Raw genomic sequence first — 20936 nt, 5'->3', positions numbered from 1 at the left:
GAAATCCTTTCTCAAGCAGTCGTGAATGTAAGTGGTTTTTCAGTCGTTAAGATGGTTCGCCTCGTGATCGTGAAACTGTTCGGTCTGCACCGTTTTGCCATCCAGTCCGCGTTCCCTCGAATGCTGCGCCTTGTCCCGGTTCGACAGCACTTTGTTTTCGGGAAGGATCGCCTTGTCGACATCTGTCATGGCCCCGTTTCCGCTGTTTTTCCCCTGCGCTCCCGCGCCCATCCGCTTCGAACTCGCCTTGGCCATGATGTCTGTCTCCTGGTTCTTGTTTTCACTCAAAGGGTAGAACCGCGCAGGCAGGTTTTTGATCCGCTAAAAGTCGGATAGGAGAAATCTGAACGATCTCCCTGCACAGATTTTAAGATTTCAGCCCTAGGGTCCGGCGCATGAGGCACGAATTCAGCTCAGCTTTTCCAAAAGCTGCCGATACCCTAATTCCTTCGGGGAAGCGGATTCTCCAACTCGTAACCCATGACAAGATGGGGGGCGTGCGTACCCTTGTGCAGATGGTGGAGACCGGCTTGCATGCCCGCGGTTTCGAGGTGCAGACGCTGCCTCTCGACACCGGTCGTGGAACGATCGCCACGCTTCGCAATCTCGCACGCCTTGGCTGGACCATCCTGTCGGGAAAATACGACGCGATCTTCACCTACCAGGCTGCAGCCTCCGTCTTCGGCGGCTTTTTAGGCTTTCTGGGCCGCGTGCCGGTGCGCGCCGCCCATCATACCGCAGCGCCGGAGGGTATTCGCCGGCATTGGAAGGCACTTGACTGGCTGTTCGGTTCGGCCGGGATATTCACCCATTTCGTATCGAATTCCGTTTCCACCAGCGCGTCGTTCGGTAAATGGCCAGCTGCCTACCGGCGGCGGTTCATTCTGATCCCGCATGGTGTCGATCCCATTCCGCCGGCTCGCGCAGCGGTCGACTGGCGGCAGCGCCTTTCCATTGCGCCGGATGCTTTCGTGCTGGTCGCGACGGGAAGGCTGGTGGATCAGAAGGATCACGCAGTCCTGGTGGATGCGCTCGGGACGCTGCCGGGCATGCATCTGATCATCGCCGGCGACGGCCCGAACCGGGAGGCTCTGGAGGGCAAAGCTCGCACGCTGGGTGTGGCGGAGCGCGTCCATCTGGTCGGCTCGATCGAGCGGGATGCGCTCGGCGACATCCTGACGGCCGGCAATATCTATGTGTTCCCGTCGATCTGGGAAACTTTCGGCCTTGCCGGGGTGGAGGCTTCGATGGCCGGCCTGCCGGTCGTCGCGTCCGATCTCCCGGTCCTGCGGGAGGTGCTGTGCATCGGCGACGGGCATGAGAACGCAGCCATGACGCGGTTTCATCCGCCCTGCGATGCGGCCAGCCTTGCCGATGCGGTCAAAGATCTCGCTGCGAATTATCCGGACGCGCAGCTTCGGAATGATTTTGCGCGATTGCATCGAGAGCATCACAGCCGGGAGCTCATGCTGGAACGCTATACGAATTTCCTGCATTCCGAGAGCGGCGTCTAGCCGCGTCGCGGATAAAAACGCTGAAGCAGCGAGCGGGTGTCGAACAGGTTCCAGCGCAGCGCGATATAGGCGCTGGTGATGCCGATCAGGACGAAGTTGATGGCGCTTGCAGCCGGCTCTTCCGTCAGGAGCTGGACACCTTTGCCGACAGCGACGACAGCTATGCCGAGAGCCAGCAGCAGGCCCCCTCGGGGCAGGTCGAGAGGCATGCGCAGGTTTCCCGACGCGTAGACCAGGCAGATCAACAGAGCCGCCGCCTGCCCGAGCGTAAAGGCGATGGCGGCGCCCATTGCCGCGTATGAAGGGATCAGCAGGTAGCTCAGCGTTCCGGTGACCGCGAGCATCGCGACGGAAGCGACCAGTTCCAGGTTTGTTGTCCCGCTGAAATAAATGATCTGGCCGAAATAGTGGGCGCGCATGACGAGAATGGCATTCGCGACGAGCAGGATCGGCATGATCTGCGTGACGACCGGCAGATAGCTCGGGGCGAGCAGGATCCCGAAGATGACATCGCCGAGCAGGATGAAGGATGCGGTGCCAAAAATGACGATATAGCAATGCGTAATGAAGGCGCGCTTGAGGGTATGCCGCGCTTCGGTCCCTTTCCCCTCCGTATGGAAGTTCTTGGCGCTCGAAATATATCCAGCGCTGATCGCCTCGGCCAAGACCAGGAACGTCTGCTTCATGAGGTCGAGTACGGTCCCGTAAGGGGCGACGGTGCTGGTATTGTAGAGGCCCGCCAGCAGCAGCCGATCGACGTTCATGGCGGCAGCCGAGGCGCCGAAGGCGATGGCAAGCGGCCAGCCATAGCGCCACATCCGCCGCACGTCGCTGGCCCTAGGCCAGACAAAGCCGGACGCCCATATGGTGCGGCTGAAATGCCGGAAAACCGGCACGGAGCCCAGCGCATAACCGAGCCCCACGCCTGCCAGCAATGCGCCGGGCGTGTCGAATTCGAGGACGGCGATGTAACCGAACAGCAGCGAGAAGACGGCGCGGGCGATGGTCGCGATTGCAACGAGCCGGACAAGAAGGTGGGCGCGGCTGATTTCGACGGCGACGAAATACAAGGTGAAGCACACGACCAGCAGGCTGCTGCTGACCGCAACATCGGCATGCAATGTTCCAAACAGGTAGAACAGGTATATGAAGCCGATCGCCGGCAGCATCACTACCCCTGAAACCAGCAGCAGCGCCCCTGCGAGCCGATCGGCTTCCTTGGGGTCGTATCGTCCGAAATGGGCGAATACGATCCACTGGACGCCCAGGCTGTAGACCATCATGCATATCGAAAAACCGACGATATACTGGCCGTACACTTCGGCGCTGGTCATGCGCGTGAAGACGGAAACCGACACGAGATTGATGATGGCCGAGGTCGCCCGCGAGGCTAAATACACCGAGGCATGTCTATCGCTCAATTTCGTCGCCCAATAATATGCATTTGGTCAGAATTAACCGCTAACCCTCTAGGGTAGGCCCGATCGCCGGGAGTGACGTAGATCCTTCCTTAGCAGGAACAAACGCAATAATCATAGGGCATGTGATGATTATGAATAGCTCTCGGATTGTTGATCCGGTCGCAGCCCGAATCTGCTTTCTCGTGCGTGGTTTCGATGGCGGCGGTGCCCAACGCGACGCCATCCTGCTGGCAAACGAACTGCAGGGCCAGGGATTTCCGAGCGCAATCGTTACACTTCAGAGTTCGGGTCCGTTGCGGGACCTGATCCGCGCCGACGTACCCGTTATCGATCTCGGCAACGGCCGCAAACTGCGCCTCGCCTTTGCGCCCGCCGCATTGCGAAGGTTGCTGGTCACGGGGCGTCCGAGGGCGCTGGTGTCTTCCGAGGCGGCGGCGAATGTCCTGGTGGTCCTGGCCTCGCGAGGGCTTGCGAGGGAAACGCGGCCGTCGATCGTCCTGCGCGAGGTGGCAAGCCCCCTGCAGGCGCGAACCGGCGATCCCTACTGGCAGAACCGGCTGGCCTACAGGCTGATCCGGTTTGCCTATCCGCGCGCCGATCTGGTCCTGACGTTGACGGCCGGTGCGCGAAACGACCTCATCGACCGTTTTGGCGTGCCGGCCGCGAAAGTCGTCAATCTCGGTACCAATGCCGTGCTGACGCCACAGATGCGGCGGCGGATCGAGCAGCTGGGCCGCGCCCCGGAACCGGGCCACATCGTCTCGGTCGGAAGGCTCTCGCCGGAAAAGGGATATGCGACGCTGATCGAGGCCTTCGCGCAGCTCCGGCGGATGCGCGAGGCTCGGCTGACGATCGTCGGGGAAGGCGATGAGCGCGGCAATCTGGAGGCCTTGGTCGAAGCGCTAAATCTATCGCAGGACGTCAGCTTGCCGGGACACAATCCAGACCCGTTGTCGATCGTGTCGCAAGCTTCGCTTTTCGTATCGTCCTCCTCGCATGAGGGGTTGGGAAACGCACTGATCGAGGCCATGGCCTGCGGGGTGCCCGTCGTCGCGACGGATGCCCCTTACGGCCCGCGCGAAATCCTGCAAGACGGCAGGCTTGGACGGCTGGTGCCGGTCGGTGATGCGACCGCGCTTGCGCAGGCCATGGCGATGACACTCGAACAGCCGCCCGAAAGCGCAGTTCTCCAGGCCCGCGCCGGGGAGTTCAGCGTCGAGAAATCGGCCGAAAGGTTCATCCATCTTCTTCAGGCGGCGGGGATCGCGGGAAATGCCGTTTCCGCGGCGCCGGAGATTGAGACAACCGTAAGTATTTGACATTATGTTCTGACGCTCTGGGAGATCCGACTGCAATGGATGGGGGTAGATGAAAAAGCCGAAACTCTGGGAGATGTCCGGTTCCGAGATACTGGCGGGAGTATCCCGCAAGATCGGGCGGCACGTATATTTTCGCCCACACCTGTTGAAGCTGGACGCGCCTGTCGTTGCTTTCACGTTCGACGACTTTCCTGTCTCGGTCTTCGAAAATGCGGCGCCCGCTCTCGAGGATGCCGGCATGCTCGGCACGTTCTATCTTGCAAGCGGACTGATGCAGCGCGTCGAAAACGGCCAGCTGATCGTCGATGAGGAGATGGTCGCGACGCTTTCGGACAGGGGACACGAGATCGGCGGCCACACCCATGGCCATATCAATGTCCAGAAAACGCCCCGTCGCGACCTGATGGCCGATGTCAGGCGAAACGACGAGGAAATCGCCCGGATCGTCGGCTCCGCAAAGCCGGTTTCCTTCGCATATCCCTTCGGGATGATTTCGGTTCCATCCAAGCTGGCGCTGATGCATCACTATCCGGGCCTGCGCGGCATCAAGGTCGGCACCAATTCCGGCCTCATCGACCTTGCCCATCTGAAAGCGCAGGAACTCTATGACTGCAGCAACGATTCCGCTTCGATCGACAGGATGCTGGACGATGTCGAGCGGCGCTGCGGCTGGCTGATCTTCTATACCCACGACGTGCGCGAGGACCCGACGAATATCGGCTGTTCGCCGGCTTTCTTCTCGCAAGTGGTCGACAAGGTGCGCCGGCGCGGCATCAAGGTCGAGACGGTGATCGATACGCTGAAGCGGATCGGGGTCGCCTAACGGGTCTTGTCCGTGTCGGGGCGGTCGGCCGTCAGATCCTTGTAAACGGCCCAGCAGAATGCCCAGGACGTAACGAAATAGCGCCGTGCCAGGCGGCGCGGCTCGGTCGCAACGCGCCAGAGGAATTCCAACCCGGCTTTCCGCAGGAAGACCGGAGCACGCGATTTGACGCCAGCATAGAAATCCAGCCCGGCGCCAAAACCGAAGCCGTAGCAATCGGGAAGGTCGGCGCGGTGCTTGTCCATCCAGATCTCGGATTTCGGGGCGCCGATGCCGAAGAAGATATGCGTGACGCGTCTTTCCCGAAGCATCGCCACCAATTCGCGTCCGAAGGTCTCATTCTGCTCGAAAGCCGGAGGGGCGGTGACGATGACGTGCTCGGAAAAACCGAGCGCCTTCAGCTTGTCGTCGAGAATCGCTGCCGTAGTTTCGCTCGAGCATAGGAGCAGGGGCCGGTGTGTGCCCGGCTTGAGGCGCTCGATGATCTCGGGAAACAGGTCGGCGCCGGTGATGCGGCCGGGAACGGCCAGCCCGCGCAACCGCGCATAGAGGAGGACGGGGGCACCGTCGACGGTGGTCAGCCAGGCCTTGTCATAGGCGGCCCTGAAGGCGGGGTTCCTGTTCAGCTGCACGATGTGATCGAGATTGGCGGTCACCAGCAGCCGCAGGCCTTCGCCGGCCGGCACCGGTTCGGAGACGATCGTATCGACGATCCTGCCTGCGTCCCAGGTGGAAAACTCGATGCCGAAGGCGGACGTCCGCTGCCGCTGTTTCACCGGTGTTTGCTCGGACATTTCAGGCGTACGCTGGTCCATAGGCGGGCTCGGCCTTCCTCGAGGCTATGATGCGGTAGCGGGCCTGGTAACCAAGGCCGAACATGGCAACCATCATCGTGAACCAGATAGGCCCCGACCGGGCAAGGAACACGCTTTCAAGGCAGGCGAGGAAGATCGAGAAAAGCCAGATCCTCAAGAAAAGCCTCGTGAGCGGCGTGAAGTTTTTTGCGGCGTCGATTGCCGCCAGATTTTTAAGGGGAGTAGCCAAGACCCATATCACCATCAATATCAATCCCGGTATGCCGGCGTTCATGGCGGCATCGACATAGGCATTGTGGGCATCCACCGCGCGCACAGCCCAGTTCAGGGTGCGCATGTCGCTGTTGACGAGGCTCTCCGCCCCCCAGAAAGAGCCGAAGCCATAACCGGTGATCGGACTCTGTGCAATAGCGTCGAGCGCCAGCCGCCAGATGTCGGCGCGTGCCGTATAGGTGGTATCGATCCCGGTTGCCGCGACGATCTCCCTCAGCGGCGCGATCGTGGACACGCCGACGGTCGCCAGGTTGAGCAGGCCGACCCCGCCGAAGACGACGGGAATGCGGATCCAGCGCCAGCGCTCGAAGAAAATGCTGAGGATGAAGATGCCGGGCAGCATTGCGGTCGAGGTCTTGGCGCCGGTTTTCAGCAGGAACAGGCTGCTCGCAGCAATGACCAGCAGTCCGATGATCCGGGACCATGCCGACATCAGGTAGATGCCGACAAAGCAGGAGAGCGCCATGACGACGCCGGTCTCGTTCTTCTGGACGTAAATTCCCTTCCAGAGCCCCGCATGCTGCGGCTCCAGAAAGTCGGTCAGCTGATGGACGGCAAGCCTCGGGAGAAACAACACGCCGAAATAACAAAGGCCGACAATCAGCATCACACCGCCGCCGGCAAGCCGCGCAAACTGGCCCTCGCCCTTCGGCAGCATCAGAAAAGCGCTGGCGCTGATGCAGACGGTGAGGGCAATCAGGACGCGCCTGACGGCACCGAGCGGATCGACCGAAAGTGCCGCCGTCAGAAACAGCCACCCGAACACCAACGCAAGCAGCAGGCGGGGCTGGAAGATGACGCTCCGCACCCTCGGGGTCATCGCATAGATAACCACGATCAGGAACAGCATATAGGCGAGCAGCTGGCTCCAGAGAGCAGGCTTCGCCAGGGCAGGATTGAGGCTGGTGTCGACGAAAGGCGTCAGGGTGATCCAGTAGAAGCACCCGACACAGCAGAACAGCAGCTTTGCGCCGAAATTTCCAGAAGACGCAACTTCGTCCGTGTCTCTCGTCATCCACCCGCCGCCGCGTTCTCTTCGCGCGCGAATCGTAACAGAAACCGCCGAATCTCGCCAGCATCCATATCCGGCGGCCACTGCTGCGACGTTCGTCGGAGTGGCCGAAGCCCGGCTTCGAAGCCCGTGACTGCGACGTTGCGAGATTTAGGCCATTCATCATAACTGCATAAATTTAGGCGGGTTGCTTGACCTTGACGGTATCGAACCAGAACTTGGCGCTCATCCTGCAATCCTTGGCAGGCTTGCAGGCGCCAGTGGAGATTTCGAATGCTGGGAATATTTTGTCGGCTTGCCGGATCTCTCATGCTGATGGCGATCGGAATTGCCGGTGCGCAGGCGCAGAATTTCGTGCTGAAGCCGTTTTCGGAAGCTCGCGCGCCTGAACTTGCCGGGTTGACGGCGGCCGAGCAAAGCAAGGCGCTGGGGCGAGGGGTCAATTTCGGGGGGACGCTGGAGGCGCCGAGCGAAGGTGCCTGGGGAGGCCGGCTTTCCACCGAGCTGTTCGAGGCCGTCAGGCAAGGCGGGTTCCAGACCATCCGGCTGCCGGTCCGTTTCAGCAGCCATGCGGCCCTTTCGGAACCCTACAAGCTCGACGAGGCTTTCATGAAGCGGGTCGACTTTGCGGTCAACAACGCGTTGTCCCGGGGCCTCAACATCATCATCGACTTCCACCATTATCACGAGATGGATGGCGATCCCCTGGAGGCGGAGGAGGTCGCGATCGGCGTGGAGAAGAGCCGCGAGCGTTTCCTGGCGATCTGGGAACAGCTCGCACGGCGATATCAGAGCCTGCCCAACGACAAGGTGCTGTTCGAGATCTACAACGAACCGCATGGCAAGACGGAGGAGGTCTGGAACGATCTGCTCGCCAAGGCGCTTGCGGTGATCCGCAAGACTAATCCTCACCGCTTCCTGATTGTCGACCCGGCGGAATGGAGCACGGCCTGGGGGCTCGAGAAGCTGGCGCTGCCTCCAGACGACCGCCGCCTGATCGTTACCATACACAATTATGCACCGTTCAAGTTCACGATGCAGGGCGCCAGCTGGATCGAAGGATCCAGGCCCTGGCTTGGAACATCCTGCTGCGAGAAGGTGCAGATCGAGGAGATCAGGACGCCGCTCGACATGGCGGTCGAATGGGGGAAAAAGAACGAACGGCCGATCTTCGTCGGGGAATTCGGCTCCAATTCGCTCGCCTACTATCCCGACCGGGTGACCTACACGCGGATCGTGCGGGAAGAGATCGAGAGACGCGGCATGAGCTGGGCCTATTGGGATTTCGCGTCCCACGAATTCGGCCCCTGGGACCCAACCTCCAAGTCATGGCTGCCGGAATTGTACGAGGCGCTCGTTCCGAAGAAGTAGAAGGTTCAGGCGAACTCGCGGCCGGCTTCGCGCATATGGCCGAACAGGCCGAGTGTGAGTGCCATCAGCACGCCGAACATGGCGCCGGCGAAAGCCCCACCGATCAGCAGCAGCACCGAGCTCGGCGGCCAGCTCTTCGACTGCGGCGGCACCGGCGGCGAGATCACCCGGACATTGCTGGTGTCGATCTGTTGACGCTCGCTGATCTGGTGCGTCCGCGACAGATAGGTTTCGTAAACGGCGGCCTTGGATCGGGCATCCCGCTCCAGTTCGCGCAGGCGCACCTGCGCGTCGTTTTCGGTAAACACGGTCGATCGCGAAGCGTCGGACTTGCGGCGCAGTTCCTGAAGGGCGCTGTTTGCCTGGTCGACATCGGTCTTGGCGGACTGGAGAAGACGGGCGGCTTCCTCGGAGATCGCGCGGTCGACGGAAGCAAGCTCCGACTGCAGAGCGACGAGGCGCGGGTGCCGGCTGCCGTAGACGAGCGTCATCGAGCTGATCTGCTGCTGCAACGCGCTATAGCTGGCGCGCAGGGTGACCATGCTGGCAGAATCGAACACCGCCGAATTCGCAACCCGCCTGTCGGCATAGGCCGCCTGGAGCTGCTTGTAGCGGGTATCGGCCTGGATCAGCCGCTGCTGAGCGTCGAGAACCTGGGTATCGAGAGCGCCGGAAATGCGGGTGCTGGTGAGTTCGCCGGCGGTCGATTGCAGGTCGTTCTGGCGCTTGAATTGCTCGACCTTCTCTTCGGCTTGCGTCACGGAGCGGCGCAGTTCGTCAAGCCGGCTGTTGAGCCCGATCGCAAGCTGACCGACGCTATTCGATGAGGATTTGAACAATTCGCCCTCGAAGGCCGAGACGATCGCGTTCGACAGCTTGATCGACTTGTCGGCGTCGCCCGTCCAGACCGAAAGGACGACGACGAACGAGCCGTCGTCGCGGGTCGCGGTAATCTGCTTTTCGAACTGGCGCAGGACGCTCAATTGCTTGTTCTCGGGCGCGGTCGGCAACGAGATGAGGCGGCGCAATCCGTCGAGCCGTCCGGGACGGTTGAATTCCGGGTCTTCGGTGAGGTTGAGATCGTCGATGACCTTGGTCAGCACGTTGCGCGACGTCAGGACCCGCAACTTGCTCTCGACTTCCAGAAGCTGGGAATCCCGCTGGGGGTTGGCGGAGAAGACGTCGTCGGAAACGAGGTTCAGGTTGGAGGGATCGATGATGATCTCCGTACTGACGGTATAGCGCGGTGAGGCAATGGCGGCGTAGAACAGTGCAAGGAGGGCGCCGAGGATCGCCGCGGCGATGATACGCAGAAAGCCCCTGCGCAGCCACCGGATGATATCGGTGAAATGGATATCGGTCAGGCTGTGAAGCTGTGCCTCGATCCGTTTTTCAAACGGAATGTCCTCGTATCGCATCCGGTCGTCATCTTCCCGTTCATAGGCGGGCGGTTGACGATCATAGTCCGAATGGGATCGATAGTCAGGTACCGAAGAAGGACGAGGCCGATGGCGCGGCGAGGGGCGTTCTTCGGGCTCTTGTTCTTCTTGGATCGGATGGTCCAGGAGGGAGCTCTGGTATTCGCTGCGACGACGCAACGCCCGGGCCGATGCCGACCGCCGAGTATGTGGCTCCTTCGGCTCGTACATGGACTACCTCCGCCCTTTCGCCACAGCGAAAGAACCTACAATTGGACACACTCTGGCGATCATGCCGAATTGACGTGAATTTTAAGTTAATTGAAGATTTTCAACAGCTAATAAGCAGCCTTGCGAACGGGATGCGCCTCGTCCGCAGCGGATTGGGTAAAACCCTTCAGCCAGAGCTGGGTGGACAATATGCCGACGAAAGCGGCGTTGTCGCGGAATCCGGAGACCGGGGCCAGGCGGCATTTCTGATGGAGTTTTGCAACGGCCTTCGGATTGAAGAGGCCTGAGTCGGCGATCGCCTGTTCGCCGAGCATCTCGCCGACATAGGCCTGTGCGTTATTGCCGGTGAAGGAACGGCTGTCCGGTGCGCGGTAGGGCTGTTTCGGGCGCTTGCTGATGACATCCGGCAACAGGTCCCTGGCGACACGGCGCAGGATGTGCTTCTCGTCCAGGCCCTTGAGCTTCATGCCGGGAGCGAGCCGGCTCGCGAACTCCACGAGCCGGTGGTCCAGGAAGGGGAAACGGCCTTCGATGCCGTGCGCCATCGCCATGCGGTCGCCCTGGCTCGACAGGATGTAGCCGGGCAGCAGGAACCGGCTTTCGAGATATTGAGCCTGATGCAGCGGGTGCCAGCGTCCGAAATTCGCCGGCAATCGGGAGGCAAGTTCTTCGGCCGCATCGTAGCCGCCGAGCGTGGCGCGGAGTTCGTCGGAATAGAAGATCTTGGCGGCGGTCGTCGAGCGGAAGCGCGGGCGATGGGAGAATAGCGGATCGCCCGCCGGATCGTTGCCGGCGCCAAAGAAGGCGGCAAGATATTCTGACGACTGCTGCTTCAGCCCGGGCAAATAGGGATAGAGCTTGCGGAAAAGATGCGGCCGCATCTTCGAATCCGGCTGGCGGGCGCAGAAACGGCGGACGCGCGCCTCGCGAAAGATGTCGTAGCCGGCGAATACCTCGTCGGCGCCTTCGCCGGTCAGCACCACCTTCATGCCCGCATCGCGGACAAGGCCCGAGAGGCGGTAGAGCGGCGCGGGGGCGGTGCGCAGGACCGGCCGCTCGGTGAAACGGATCACATCCGGGAAACTTGCGGCAATATCGGCCGAGCCGCTGGCGACGGCGTGGTGACGGGTGCCGAGCGCTTCTGCGACTTGCCGCTGGAAGGCGCTTTCGTCGTGCTCGGCATCGTCGAAGGTCACCGAGAAGGTGTCGAGGCCATTCGGAGCCATGGGTGCGGCGAGCGCTGCGATCAGCGAGGAGTCCAGTCCGCCGGAGAGGTAGGCGCCGACCGGCACGTCGGCGCGCATGCGCAGCCGCGTCGCATCGGTCAGCAGCGCCCGCAATTCCTCCTCCCGGACCGACTGGTCAATCTCGGAATGATCGCCCGCATCCGGGAAATCGAGCGCCCAATAGGGCCGTGTTTCAGTCCGGCCGTTCCTGGCGACCATCAGGTGGCCGGGTTCGAGCTCGAGAACGCCCTTGAAGGCGGTGCGCGGCGCGATCGGCGTCCAGAGCGTGAAGATCTGGTCGAGCGCCACGGGATCGAGTTCGGCCTCGATGCCCGGCACTTCCAGCAGCGCCTTGATCTCCGAGGCGAAATACAGCGAGCCCTTGTGCTCCGTATAAAAGAGTGGCCTGACCCCCATCCGGTCGCGGGCGAGCATCAGCCGGCGCTCGCGGTGATCCCAGATCGCGAAGGCATAATCGCCGTTGAGGCGCGATAGGCAGGCTTCGCCATAGGTCGCGTAGAGCTGCAGGAGGACTTCGGTGTCGCTACCGGTGCGGAAGGCGACGCCGCGCGCCTTCAGTTCGTCGCGCAGTTCGACATAGTTGAAGATCTCGCCGTTGAAGACGATGGTAAAGCGGTTTTCGGCATCCGTCATCGGCTGCTGGCCGTCGGAAAGCCCGACGATCGACAGTCGGACATGCGCGAGGCCAATGCCGGGCGAGGTGAACACGCCTTGCCCGTCCGGTCCGCGATGGGCGATCGCCTGTGCCATGGAAGACAGCAGGGCCTCCGGATTTCCGGAGCCGAATGCCTCACCGACGAAGCCCGCAAAACCGCACATCTGTTTCCATCATCAACAGGGACACTGATGCTCACGGTCATAGCCGGAAATGCTTGCCGGCCGCTTCAGGCGATCGATAAAATTGTAGTCGTGTCCCAAATAGGGTTTCAGGCCGGCTTCATTCCGAGCACCACGGTCGGCCAGAATTCCGAGACCGTCGGATGGATCGGCACTGCCCAGCGCAGCGTATCGTAGGTGGCGCGGGCATTCATCATGTCGAGCACGCCGTGGATCGATTCGTCGCCGCCGGTGCCGAGGATGGCGGCGCCGAGGATCTCGTGCGTGTCCGCATCGGCGACAAATTTCATCAGGCCCTGCGTTTCGCCCTTTTCGACCGCGCGGCCGACCCTTGCCATGGACTGGCCGCCAACCAGAACCTTGCGGCCGGATTTGCGGGCCTCCGCCTCGGTCATGCCGATCCGGCCGAGCGGCGGGTCGATATAAAGGGCGTAACCGACCAACCGGTCGGAGACCTTGCGGCTCTCGCCGTCGAAGAGGTTGGCGGCGATGATCTCGAAGTCGTTATAGGCGGTGTGGGTAAAGGCGCCGCGGCCGTTGCAGTCGCCCATCGCCCAGATGCCCTCGACATTGGTCGAGAGATCGTCGCCGACCTTGATGTAGCCCTTGGCGTCCAGTTCGACGCCGGCCTTGTCGAGGCCGAGATCGTCGGTGTTCGGCCGGCGGCCGACCGCGAGCAAAACGTCGGAGCCGATCACTTCCGGAGCGCCTTGGGTGCAGTCGACGCCGACGGCGACGCCGTCTTCGTGCTTGCTGAAACGGATGCATTCGGCGCCGGTGCGGATATGGATGCCTTCGGCTTCGAGGATTTCGCGGATTGCCTGCGAAATCTCCTCGTCTTCGCGCCCGACCAGACGTGGGCCTTTTTCGACGACGGTCACTTCGGCCCCGAAGCGGCGGTAGATCTGCGCGAATTCCAGCCCGATATAGCTGCCGCCGACGATGACCAGATGTTTCGGCACCCGATCGAGCATCACGATATCGCTGTTGGTCATGTAGGGCACGTCGCCGACGCCCGGGAAATCCGGGATTGCGGCACGGCCGCCGACATTCAGGAAGATCTGCGGCGCGGTCAGAAGTTCGTCGCCGACGCGGATCGTGTTCTTATCCTCGAACCGGGCGTGGCCGCGGATCAGAGTGCAGTTGGGCATGCCTTCGAGCCAGCTCTCGTTGCCATGGCGCGAGTCGAGCGTCACCTTGTGCGAACGTCGCATGACGGCCGGCATATCGATCTTCACCGGGCTGTCGAGCACCACGCCATAATCACTGCCGCGGCGGGCGACATGGGCGGCATAGGCGCTGGCGACGAGCGTCTTGGTCGGCTTGCAGCCGGTATTGACGCAGGTGCCGCCGACATGTTTGCGCTCGATGATCGCAACCGTCTTGCCGGCGTCGTTGAAGCGCCCTGCGAGCGAGGGGCCGGCCTGGCCGGCCCCTATGATGATCGCGTCGAAGGTCTTCATACCGCGGCCGCGACAGGCAGGGACGCGATGATGAGGTAGGCCGCGACGATCGCGACGGCGTCCTCGATGAAGGCGGCCGGCGGGTCCTTGCCGAAGCTGGCCGCCAGCTTGGCGCGGACGGCGGCGCCGCCATAGGTGCCGATTGCGGCGCCGATGATACCGGCGACGAGGCCGACGATCCAGCCGCCATAGGGTGTGCCGATCGCGGCACCCGTGAGCGCGCCCATGATCAGGCGGGCGCCGAACTGCTGCGGCACCTTGCGGCTCGGCGTCGAGGGGAGCTGGTCCGTGACGAGCTCGACCACGGCAAGGATGGTGAAGATGCCGACGGCCCAGATCGTGCCCATGAAGGAGAGCCAGGAACTGGAGAGATTGAGCCAGCCGAGATAGGCGGCCCAGGCAATTGCTGCAGGTGCGGTCATGGCGCGCAGGCCGGCGACGACACCGATCAAAAGTGCGAGTATATAGATCATTGAATTCCCCCTTGATGCTGCCCTGGCGTTGACTTGACCCCGAGCCCGCAAGACTGTTCCGCAGGAAACTTCGGGTCAAGTAAAACTTGTATAACGCCCACATGCTCGCCTTTCTTTGCGTATCTCTGCTTCGGCCTGACGATTCATGCGGTAGTGCTGATGGAAATCCGCGGCCCAGCGGTTAGAATGGGGCCATTCGCCGGAAACCGGCGGAAAGATGGGAGGAACCCGGGCCTGTTGAGATATCGCATTCTTCTGCCTTTGGCCCTGCTTGCGGCGATCGGTCTTGCGCTGGTCTTCAAGGGCAGCGATATCCTCGCGCGGGGCTATATCGAGGAGGCCGAGGTCCAGGCGGGTACGACGCTGCGCCTGGCGGTGTCGGCGCTCGACGGCCATCTGAAGCGCTACGAGGCGCTGCCGGCTCTGATCGCCGATCAGCAGAATATCGAGGCGGTGATCCTCGATCCGAAGAACGAGACGCCGCGGGCGGCGGCGAACGCCTATCTCAAGGAGATCAATGGGCTTTTAAAGTCCTCCGACATTTATGTGATGACCATGGACGGCGAGACGATCGCCGCCAGCAACTATGACAGCCCGGTCAGCTTTGTCGGCGAGAATTTCACCTATCGGCCCTATTTCCAGGATGCGGCCGAGGGCCGCCAGTCCCGCTTCTACGCGCTCGGCACGACGTCTTTGAAGCGCGGCTACTATTTCGGCTCGCCGATCGAGATCGGCGGCGCCGTCCGCGGCGTGATCGTCTTCAAGGTGGATATCGACACCCTCGAAGGCTCCTGGGGTGGCGGCGACGACCGGATTTTTGTGTCGGATCCCGAAGGCATCATCTTCATGACCGGCAGCCCGGAATGGCTTTATGCGAGCATCCTGCCGCTGACGCCCGACCGGATCGCCCGCACCGAGGCGTCGCGGCGATATGCGGACGCCAAGCTCCGCGAATTGCCGGTCGAGCGCGGCAGCTTCGCAGGACGCGATGTCATGACCATCCGGGATGGCGGGGTCGAGAAGGAATATCTCGTCGTATCGCAACCGATGCCGGACGCGGGCTGGACCGTCAACGTGCTGATGGACACCGGTTCGGTGCATACCCAGGCGAAGACCGCGACGGTTGCAGCACTTTTGACGCTCTGCCTTGCCGGCCTCGGGCTCGCCATCGTTCTTCAGCGCCGTGCGCGGCTCAACGAACGCCTGATGCTGCAGGCCGAGGCGCGCAACGAGCTCGAGCACCGCGTTGCCGAGCGCACCGCAGATCTCGCCCGCGTCAACAGCCGCATCGAGGAGGAAATCGCCGAACGGCGGCTCACCGAACAGCGGCTGCGCCAGACCCAAGCGGACCTCATCCAGGCGGGCAAGCTCGCAGGCCTCGGCCAGATGTCGGCCGCCCTGTCACACGAACTCAACCAGCCTCTCGCCGCCGCCAAGACCTATGCGGAAACGGCCGGCGTGCTGATCGATCTCGGACGCACCGACGACGCGCGGGACAATGTCCGGCGCATTTCGGCGCTGATCGACCGCATGGCCTCGATCAGCAGGCATCTGCGCAACTTTGCCCGCAAGCCGAACGAGAAGCTCGGGCCCGTCGCCCTCGACGACGTGATGCGCGACACGCTGGAGATCGTTGCAGCGCGTCTGAAGGCGGCGGATGCGGAACTGGACATCGAGATCGATCCCGCTATTCCCGCGGTCAAGGCAGGCGCGGTGCGGCTTCAACAGGTGCTCGTCAACATCATCACCAATGCCGCCGATGCCGTCGAAGGCCTCGACGACCGGCGGATCACGGTTTCCGCCGAGCAGGCGGGCAACAGGGTCATGGTGTCGGTGCGCGATCGCGGGCCCGGCGTCGCGGCGGCCATCCACGAACGCATCTTCGATCCTTTCTTCACGACCAAGGGTGTCGGCAGGGGCCTGGGGTTGGGTCTGTCGATCTCCTACAACATCATCAAGGATTTCGGCGGCAGCCTGAGCGTTGCCGATCATCCGGAAGGCGGCGCCGTCTTCCGGATCGAACTCGAAGTTGCCGACGGCAATCTCCTGGAGGCAGCCGAGTGAGCGAGCAAAGGGTTCTGCTGGTCGACGACGAGGAGGAACTGCGCCGTTCGACGGCGCAGGCGCTGGAGCTCTTCGGCCTGGCGGTCTTGACCTTTTCCAATGCCGATCATGTGCTGGAACTGACGGGCTTCGGGTTCGACGGCGTCGTCGTCAGCGATATCCGCATGCCGGGAACCGACGGCATGACGCTGCTCCAGAAGATCCGCGAGCTCGATGCGGAAATCCCGGTTATCCTGGTCACCGGTCATGGCGACGTGCAGCTGGCGGTCAAGGCCATGCGGGAAGGCGCCTACGATTTTCTCGAAAAGCCGTTCACGCCGCAGCATCTCGCAGGCATCATCCGGCGCGCGCTCGACCGGCGCAGCCTGGTGCTGGAAAACCGCCGCCTGAGGGCCGTTGCCGGCAAGCGTGACGATGTCGAAGCCCGGCTTCCCGGCCGTACCCAGGTCATGGTCGATCTGCGCTACCGGATCCGCGCCATCGGCGCCACGGATGCCGATACGCTGATCATCGGCGAAACCGGCGCCGGCAAGGAAGTGGTGGCGCGGGGGCTCCACGACATCAGTTCGCGGGCCAACCGGCCCTTCATCGCCATCAATTGCGCAGCTCTTCCCGACAACCTGATCGAAAGCGAGCTTTTCGGCCATGAGGCCGGCGCCTTTCCAGGCGCGCTCAGGCCCCGTTACGGCAAGTTCGAACATGGCCGCGGCGGCACGATCCTGCTTGACGAGATCGGCTCGATGCCGGTCGATCTGCAGGCGAAGTTCCTGCGCGTGCTGCAGGAGCGGGTCATCACCCGGCTAGGTTCCAACGAAACCGTGCCGCTCGACGTGCGCTTCATCGCCACCAGCAAGGTGGATCTGGAAGCGGAAGTGGCGGCGGGCCGGTTCCGCGCCGACCTCCTTTACCGGCTCAACGTTGCCACCATCCATGTGCCGTCGCTGGCGCAGAGACGATCGGATATTCCGCTTCTCTTCCTCCAGCTGGTGCGGGAGGCAGCGGCGCGCTATGGCCGCGATGACATGGAAGTGCCGGCCGAGGTGATTTCGGCGATAGCCCAGCGCGACTGGCCGGGCAATGTCCGGGAACTGCGCAACGCCGCCGACCGGCTGGTGCTCGGTCTCGATCCGAAGCCGGGTGAAACCGGCGTCGCAAAGGATGGGGCAGGGCGGCTTGCAGACAAGGTTGCAGCCTTCGAGCGCAACCTGATCGCCGGCGAGATCGCAGCGCATGGCGGCGCGCTGAGACCGGTCTACGAATCCCTCGGCATCTCCCGCAAGACACTGTACGAAAAGATGCAGAAATACGGGCTCGACAAGAAGCTGCTCGGTCCGGAGCACATGCTGCAGGATGACCGGGACGGTTGATAACGGAGGCATGTGTGGATTTCCACCCATGCTTTTTGCCGATTGTTCCCGAATCCACCCATGTTGCGCCGCGGTATTTACGGAAATGCTGTTTTAAGGTCTCAGCAACGATTGCGCGTGCTGCGCGCCCTGCCGCAGATGGTCCTCAGGTTGGCGCGGGAGGAAATTTGCGCGCCGGCTGTGCCACATTTCATCCTGGAGGAGCCCCGATGAAAATTCTGAACGCCCTTATCGGCGCGACCGCTCTTGCGGCGCTTTCCCTTTTCTCCGCTTCGGCGAATGCGCAGGGATATCCCGAGCGCCAGATCACCATGATCGTGCCGTTTTCGGCCGGCGGCCCGACCGACACCGTCGCACGCCTCGTCGCTGAATCCATGTCGAAGGATCTCGGCAAGCAGATCGTCGTTGAAAACGTCGGCGGCGCCGGCGGCACCCTCGGCGCTGCCCGCGTCGCGAATGCCGAAGCGGACGGTTACACCGTTCTCCTGCACCATATCGGCATGGCGACCAGCGCTTCGCTCTATCGCAAGCTGCCCTACGACACCTTGAACGCCTTCGAATATGTGGGCCTCGTCACCGACGTTCCGATGACGCTTCTCGCCCGCAAAGACATGCCGGCGACCGACCTCAAGGGTCTCATCGAATATGCCAAGGCCAACAGCGACAAGGTAACGGTTGCAAACGCCGGCATCGGCGCCGCTTCGCATCTGTGCGGCATGCTGTTCATGAACTCGATCAAGACGTCGCTCGTCACGGTTCCCTACAAGGGCACCGGTCCTGCGATGACCGAACTTCTCGGCGGCCAGGTCGATATCATGTGCGACCAGACCACCAACACCACCAAGCAGATCCAGGGCGGCACGGTAAAGGCCTATGCGGTCACGTCCCCGGCACGTCTCGGCGTCCTGAAGGACATCCCGACCGTCAAGGAAGCCGGTCTGCCGGACATGCAGGTCGGCATCTGGCATGGTCTCTACGCGCCGAAAGGCACGCCGAAGGACGCGATCGACAAGCTCACCAAGGCCCTCAAGTCTGCCTTGAAGAACCCGAGCGTGACCGCTCGCTTCGCCGAACTCGGCACCGAGCCGTCGCCGGACAGCGACGCCACCCCGGCAGCCCTGAAGGCCAAGCTCGAAAGCGAAATCGCCCGCTGGAAGCCGGTCATCCATGCGGCCGGCCAGTACGCGGACTAAGGTTTCCGCGGTCAGTCTGCCCTAACTCCGATCCCCTTCCCGCTTGCGGGGAGGGGATGCCTGGCAAGCGGATGAAGGGCACGTCCGGCAAAACATCTCCCACTTCACGGAGACACCATGAATTCGCTGAAATTCGACACTGCCAATCTGATCTGCGGGCTGCTGCTGGTCGCAACGGGCCTGTTCTTTGCCTACCAGTCGTTCGAACTGGAGCTCGGTACGGCGTTTCGCATGGGACCTGGCTATTTTCCGTTCATCCTCGCCTGCGCGCTCATCCTGTTCGGCGCGATCATCCTCATCCAGTCGATGCGGGTGGACGGAGGGCCGATCGGGGCGCTCGCATTGCGGGGCATGGTATTCATCCTGCCGGCGCCGATCTTCTTCGGCCTCACCGTTCGCGGGCTGGGCTTCGTGCCGTCGATCTTCGTCACCGCACTGATCGCCTCCTTCGCCTCGGGCCGCATGAAACCGCTCACCGCACTCGTCCTGTCGGCGGCGCTGACGGTCTTCTCGGTCGCCGTCTTCAGCTATGGCCTCGGCCTTCCGTTCCGCCGTTTCGGGCCCTGGCTCGGCTATTGAGGTTTGAGTGATGGATCTTTTCAATAATCTCGCGCTTGGTTTCGCGACGGCGACATCGCTGGAAAACCTGTTCTTCTGCCTGATCGGGGTGCTGCTCGGCACGCTGATCGGCGTGCTGCCCGGCATCGGGGCCACGGCGACGATCGCCATGCTTCTGCCGATCACCTTCCAGCTCGAACCGGTCTCGTCGCTGATCATGCTCGCCGGCATCTATTATGGCGCGCAATACGGCGGTTCGACCACGGCGATCCTGATCAACATGCCGGGCGAGTCCTCGTCTGCCGTCACCGCCATCGACGGCTACCAGATGGCCCGCAAGGGCCGGGCGGGTGCTGCTCTGGCGATCGCCGCGATCGGCTCGTTCTTTGCAGGCACCGTGTCGACCTTCCTCGTCGCAATCTTTGCGCCGCCGCTTACCCAGATCGCGCTGCAGTTCGGCGCGGCCGAATATTTCTCGCTGATGGTGGTGGGCCTCGTCTCCTCGATCGCGCTCGCCCACGGCTCGATCGTCAAGGCGCTCGCGATGGTGGCGCTCGGCCTGCTGCTGGGTCTCGTCGGCACCGATATCTACACCGGCACGCCGCGCTTCACGCTCGGGATCCGCGAATATGCGGACGGGCTGAACTTCGTGGCAGTCGCGGTCGGCGTCTTCGGCATCGCGGAAATCCTGCGCAATCTCGAAAACGAAAAAACCCGCTCCGTGCTGATGGCGAAAGTCAGCGAGTTGATGCCGTCGCGGGAGGATTTCAAGGCAATGGTCGGCCCGGTCCTGCGCGGCACTGCCATCGGTTCGATCCTCGGCATCCTGCCGGGCGGCGGCGCCATCCTTGCGGCGTTTGCGTCCTACACGGTTGAGAAGAAGGTTTCGAAACATCCGGAAGAATTCGGCCACGGCGCGGTTGCCGGGGTTGCCGGTCCGGAATCGGCCAACAATGCCGGTGCGCAGACCTCGTTCATCCCGCTGCTCACCCTCGGCATTCCGGCGAACCCGGTCATGGCGCTGATGATCGGCGCGATGATCATCCAGGGCATCGTTCCGGGCCCGAACGTGGCGACCGAACAGCCGGCCCTTTTCTGGGGCATCATCGCCTCGATGTGGATCGGCAACCTGATGCTCGTCATCCTCAACCTGCCGCTCATCGGGCTGTGGGTGAAGCTGCTCACCATCCCCTACTACGTGCTGTTCCCGATCATCATGGCTTTCTGCTCGATCGGGGTCTACAGCGTCAACTCGAACGTCTACGACCTCTATGCCGTCGCCTTCTTCGGCCTCATCGGCTATGCGCTGTTGAAGCTGCGCTGCGAACCGGCGCCACTGCTGCTCGGCTTCGTGCTCGGTCCGCTGCTGGAAGAGAATCTCAGACGGGCGATGATCCTTTCGCGGGGCGACCCTGCGACATTCGTCACGCGTCCGATCAGCGCGGCCCTTCTCTTCCTCGCGGCCCTCGTCCTCGTCATCGTCTTCTTGCCGAGTGTGAAGAAGAAGCGCGAGCAGGTCTTCGTCGAAGAGGACTGA

The 20936-nt window shown here is 62.5% G+C and carries 17 protein-coding genes; 9 read left to right on the top strand and 8 right to left on the bottom strand.

All coding sequences use genetic code 11. The annotated features are described in order from the left end of the window. Positions 1-39: 39 nt before the first annotated feature. The gene (locus C5J22_RS19920; RefSeq protein ID WP_105439632.1) at positions 40-255 is read right to left on the bottom strand and encodes a hypothetical protein; all 216 of its coding nucleotides are present in this window, start codon (positions 253-255) and stop codon (positions 40-42) included. A 242-nt stretch (positions 256-497) separates the two neighbouring features. Here C5J22_RS19920 and C5J22_RS19915 point away from each other — a divergent pair, with 242 nt between their 5' ends. Next, entirely contained in the window at positions 498-1514 is a 1017-nt protein-coding gene (locus tag C5J22_RS19915; RefSeq protein ID WP_172746716.1) for a glycosyltransferase family 4 protein, read from the top strand. Here C5J22_RS19915 and C5J22_RS19910 read toward each other — a convergent pair. Next, positions 1511-2935 carry a lipopolysaccharide biosynthesis protein gene (locus C5J22_RS19910; RefSeq protein WP_105439630.1) on the bottom strand — a complete coding sequence of 475 codons (1425 nt, stop codon included), beginning with the start codon at positions 2933-2935 and terminating at the stop codon, positions 1511-1513. The two genes, C5J22_RS19915 and C5J22_RS19910, sit on opposite strands and share 4 nt — an antisense overlap. A gap of 131 nt (positions 2936-3066) precedes the next feature. On the opposite strand from C5J22_RS19910, the gene C5J22_RS19905 reads away from it, so the two are divergent. Beyond that, positions 3067-4254: a glycosyltransferase gene (locus C5J22_RS19905; protein WP_172746715.1), complete on the top strand. Its 1188-nt coding sequence runs from the start codon at positions 3067-3069 to the stop codon at positions 4252-4254. Between the two features lie 49 nt (positions 4255-4303). After that, a complete protein-coding gene (locus C5J22_RS19900) occupies positions 4304-5077 on the top strand; it encodes a polysaccharide deacetylase family protein (protein ID WP_046634313.1) in 774 nt (257 codons plus the stop codon). Here the strand turns inward: C5J22_RS19900 and C5J22_RS19895 are convergent. Together C5J22_RS19895 and C5J22_RS19890 are read right to left on the bottom strand one after the other, a co-directional pair. Beyond that, a complete protein-coding gene (locus tag C5J22_RS19895) occupies positions 5074-5871 on the bottom strand; it encodes a WecB/TagA/CpsF family glycosyltransferase (protein WP_205837205.1) in 798 nt (265 codons plus the stop codon). The two genes, C5J22_RS19900 and C5J22_RS19895, sit on opposite strands and share 4 nt — an antisense overlap. 1 nt (position 5872) lies before the next feature. Then, positions 5873-7180, bottom strand: a complete 1308-nt coding sequence (locus C5J22_RS19890; protein WP_105439627.1) for an O-antigen ligase — start codon at positions 7178-7180, stop codon at positions 5873-5875. Positions 7181-7450: 270 nt separating this feature from the next. Here C5J22_RS19890 and C5J22_RS19885 point away from each other — a divergent pair, with 270 nt between their 5' ends. Then, positions 7451-8548: a glycoside hydrolase family 5 protein gene (locus tag C5J22_RS19885; protein WP_105439626.1), complete on the top strand. Its 1098-nt coding sequence runs from the start codon at positions 7451-7453 to the stop codon at positions 8546-8548. A 5-nt stretch (positions 8549-8553) separates the two neighbouring features. Here C5J22_RS19885 and C5J22_RS19880 read toward each other — a convergent pair whose 3' ends face one another. From C5J22_RS19880 to C5J22_RS19865, 4 genes are all read right to left on the bottom strand, one after another. After that, complete coding sequence (locus C5J22_RS19880; protein ID WP_105439625.1) at positions 8554-9966, bottom strand: GumC family protein; 1413 nt, start codon at positions 9964-9966, stop codon at positions 8554-8556. 338 nt (positions 9967-10304) lie between these two features. Then, on the bottom strand, positions 10305-12263 hold the full coding sequence (gene asnB / locus C5J22_RS19875) for an asparagine synthase (glutamine-hydrolyzing) (RefSeq protein ID WP_105439624.1): 1959 nt from the start codon (positions 12261-12263) through the stop codon (positions 10305-10307). 107 nt (positions 12264-12370) lie between these two features. Beyond that, positions 12371-13744 (bottom strand): FAD-containing oxidoreductase, encoded by a 1374-nt coding sequence (locus C5J22_RS19870; protein WP_105439623.1) that lies wholly within the window; start codon positions 13742-13744, stop codon positions 12371-12373. Next, positions 13741-14217, bottom strand: coding sequence for a DUF4126 family protein (locus C5J22_RS19865; protein ID WP_105439622.1), 477 nt, complete (start codon positions 14215-14217; stop codon positions 13741-13743). Before C5J22_RS19865 ends, C5J22_RS19870 begins: the two co-directional genes overlap by 4 nt. Before the next feature lie 237 nt (positions 14218-14454). Here C5J22_RS19865 and C5J22_RS19860 point away from each other — a divergent pair, with 237 nt between their 5' ends. From C5J22_RS19860 to C5J22_RS19840, 5 genes are all read left to right on the top strand, one after another. Continuing rightward, positions 14455-16281, top strand: a complete 1827-nt coding sequence (locus tag C5J22_RS19860) for a sensor histidine kinase (RefSeq protein ID WP_245440475.1) — start codon at positions 14455-14457, stop codon at positions 16279-16281. Beyond that, a complete protein-coding gene (locus C5J22_RS19855) occupies positions 16278-17648 on the top strand; it encodes a sigma-54 dependent transcriptional regulator (protein WP_105439620.1) in 1371 nt (456 codons plus the stop codon). The genes C5J22_RS19860 and C5J22_RS19855 overlap by 4 nt, the downstream gene beginning before the upstream one ends. Before the next feature lie 209 nt (positions 17649-17857). After that, positions 17858-18841 carry a tripartite tricarboxylate transporter substrate-binding protein gene (locus C5J22_RS19850; RefSeq protein ID WP_105439619.1) on the top strand — a complete coding sequence of 328 codons (984 nt, stop codon included), beginning with the start codon at positions 17858-17860 and terminating at the stop codon, positions 18839-18841. A 117-nt stretch (positions 18842-18958) separates the two neighbouring features. Further along, entirely contained in the window at positions 18959-19420 is a 462-nt protein-coding gene (locus tag C5J22_RS19845) for a tripartite tricarboxylate transporter TctB family protein (RefSeq protein ID WP_105439618.1), read from the top strand. 10 nt (positions 19421-19430) lie between these two features. Beyond that, entirely contained in the window at positions 19431-20936 is a 1506-nt protein-coding gene (locus C5J22_RS19840) for a tripartite tricarboxylate transporter permease (protein ID WP_046666458.1), read from the top strand.

The sequence above is a fragment of the Neorhizobium sp. T25_13 genome, from assembly GCF_002968675.1.
Classification (GTDB): Bacteria; Pseudomonadota; Alphaproteobacteria; order Rhizobiales; family Rhizobiaceae; genus Neorhizobium; species Neorhizobium tomejilense.
The sequence above is the reverse complement of the archived record's forward strand: the minus strand, read 5'-3'. Positions and strand labels throughout refer to the sequence as shown.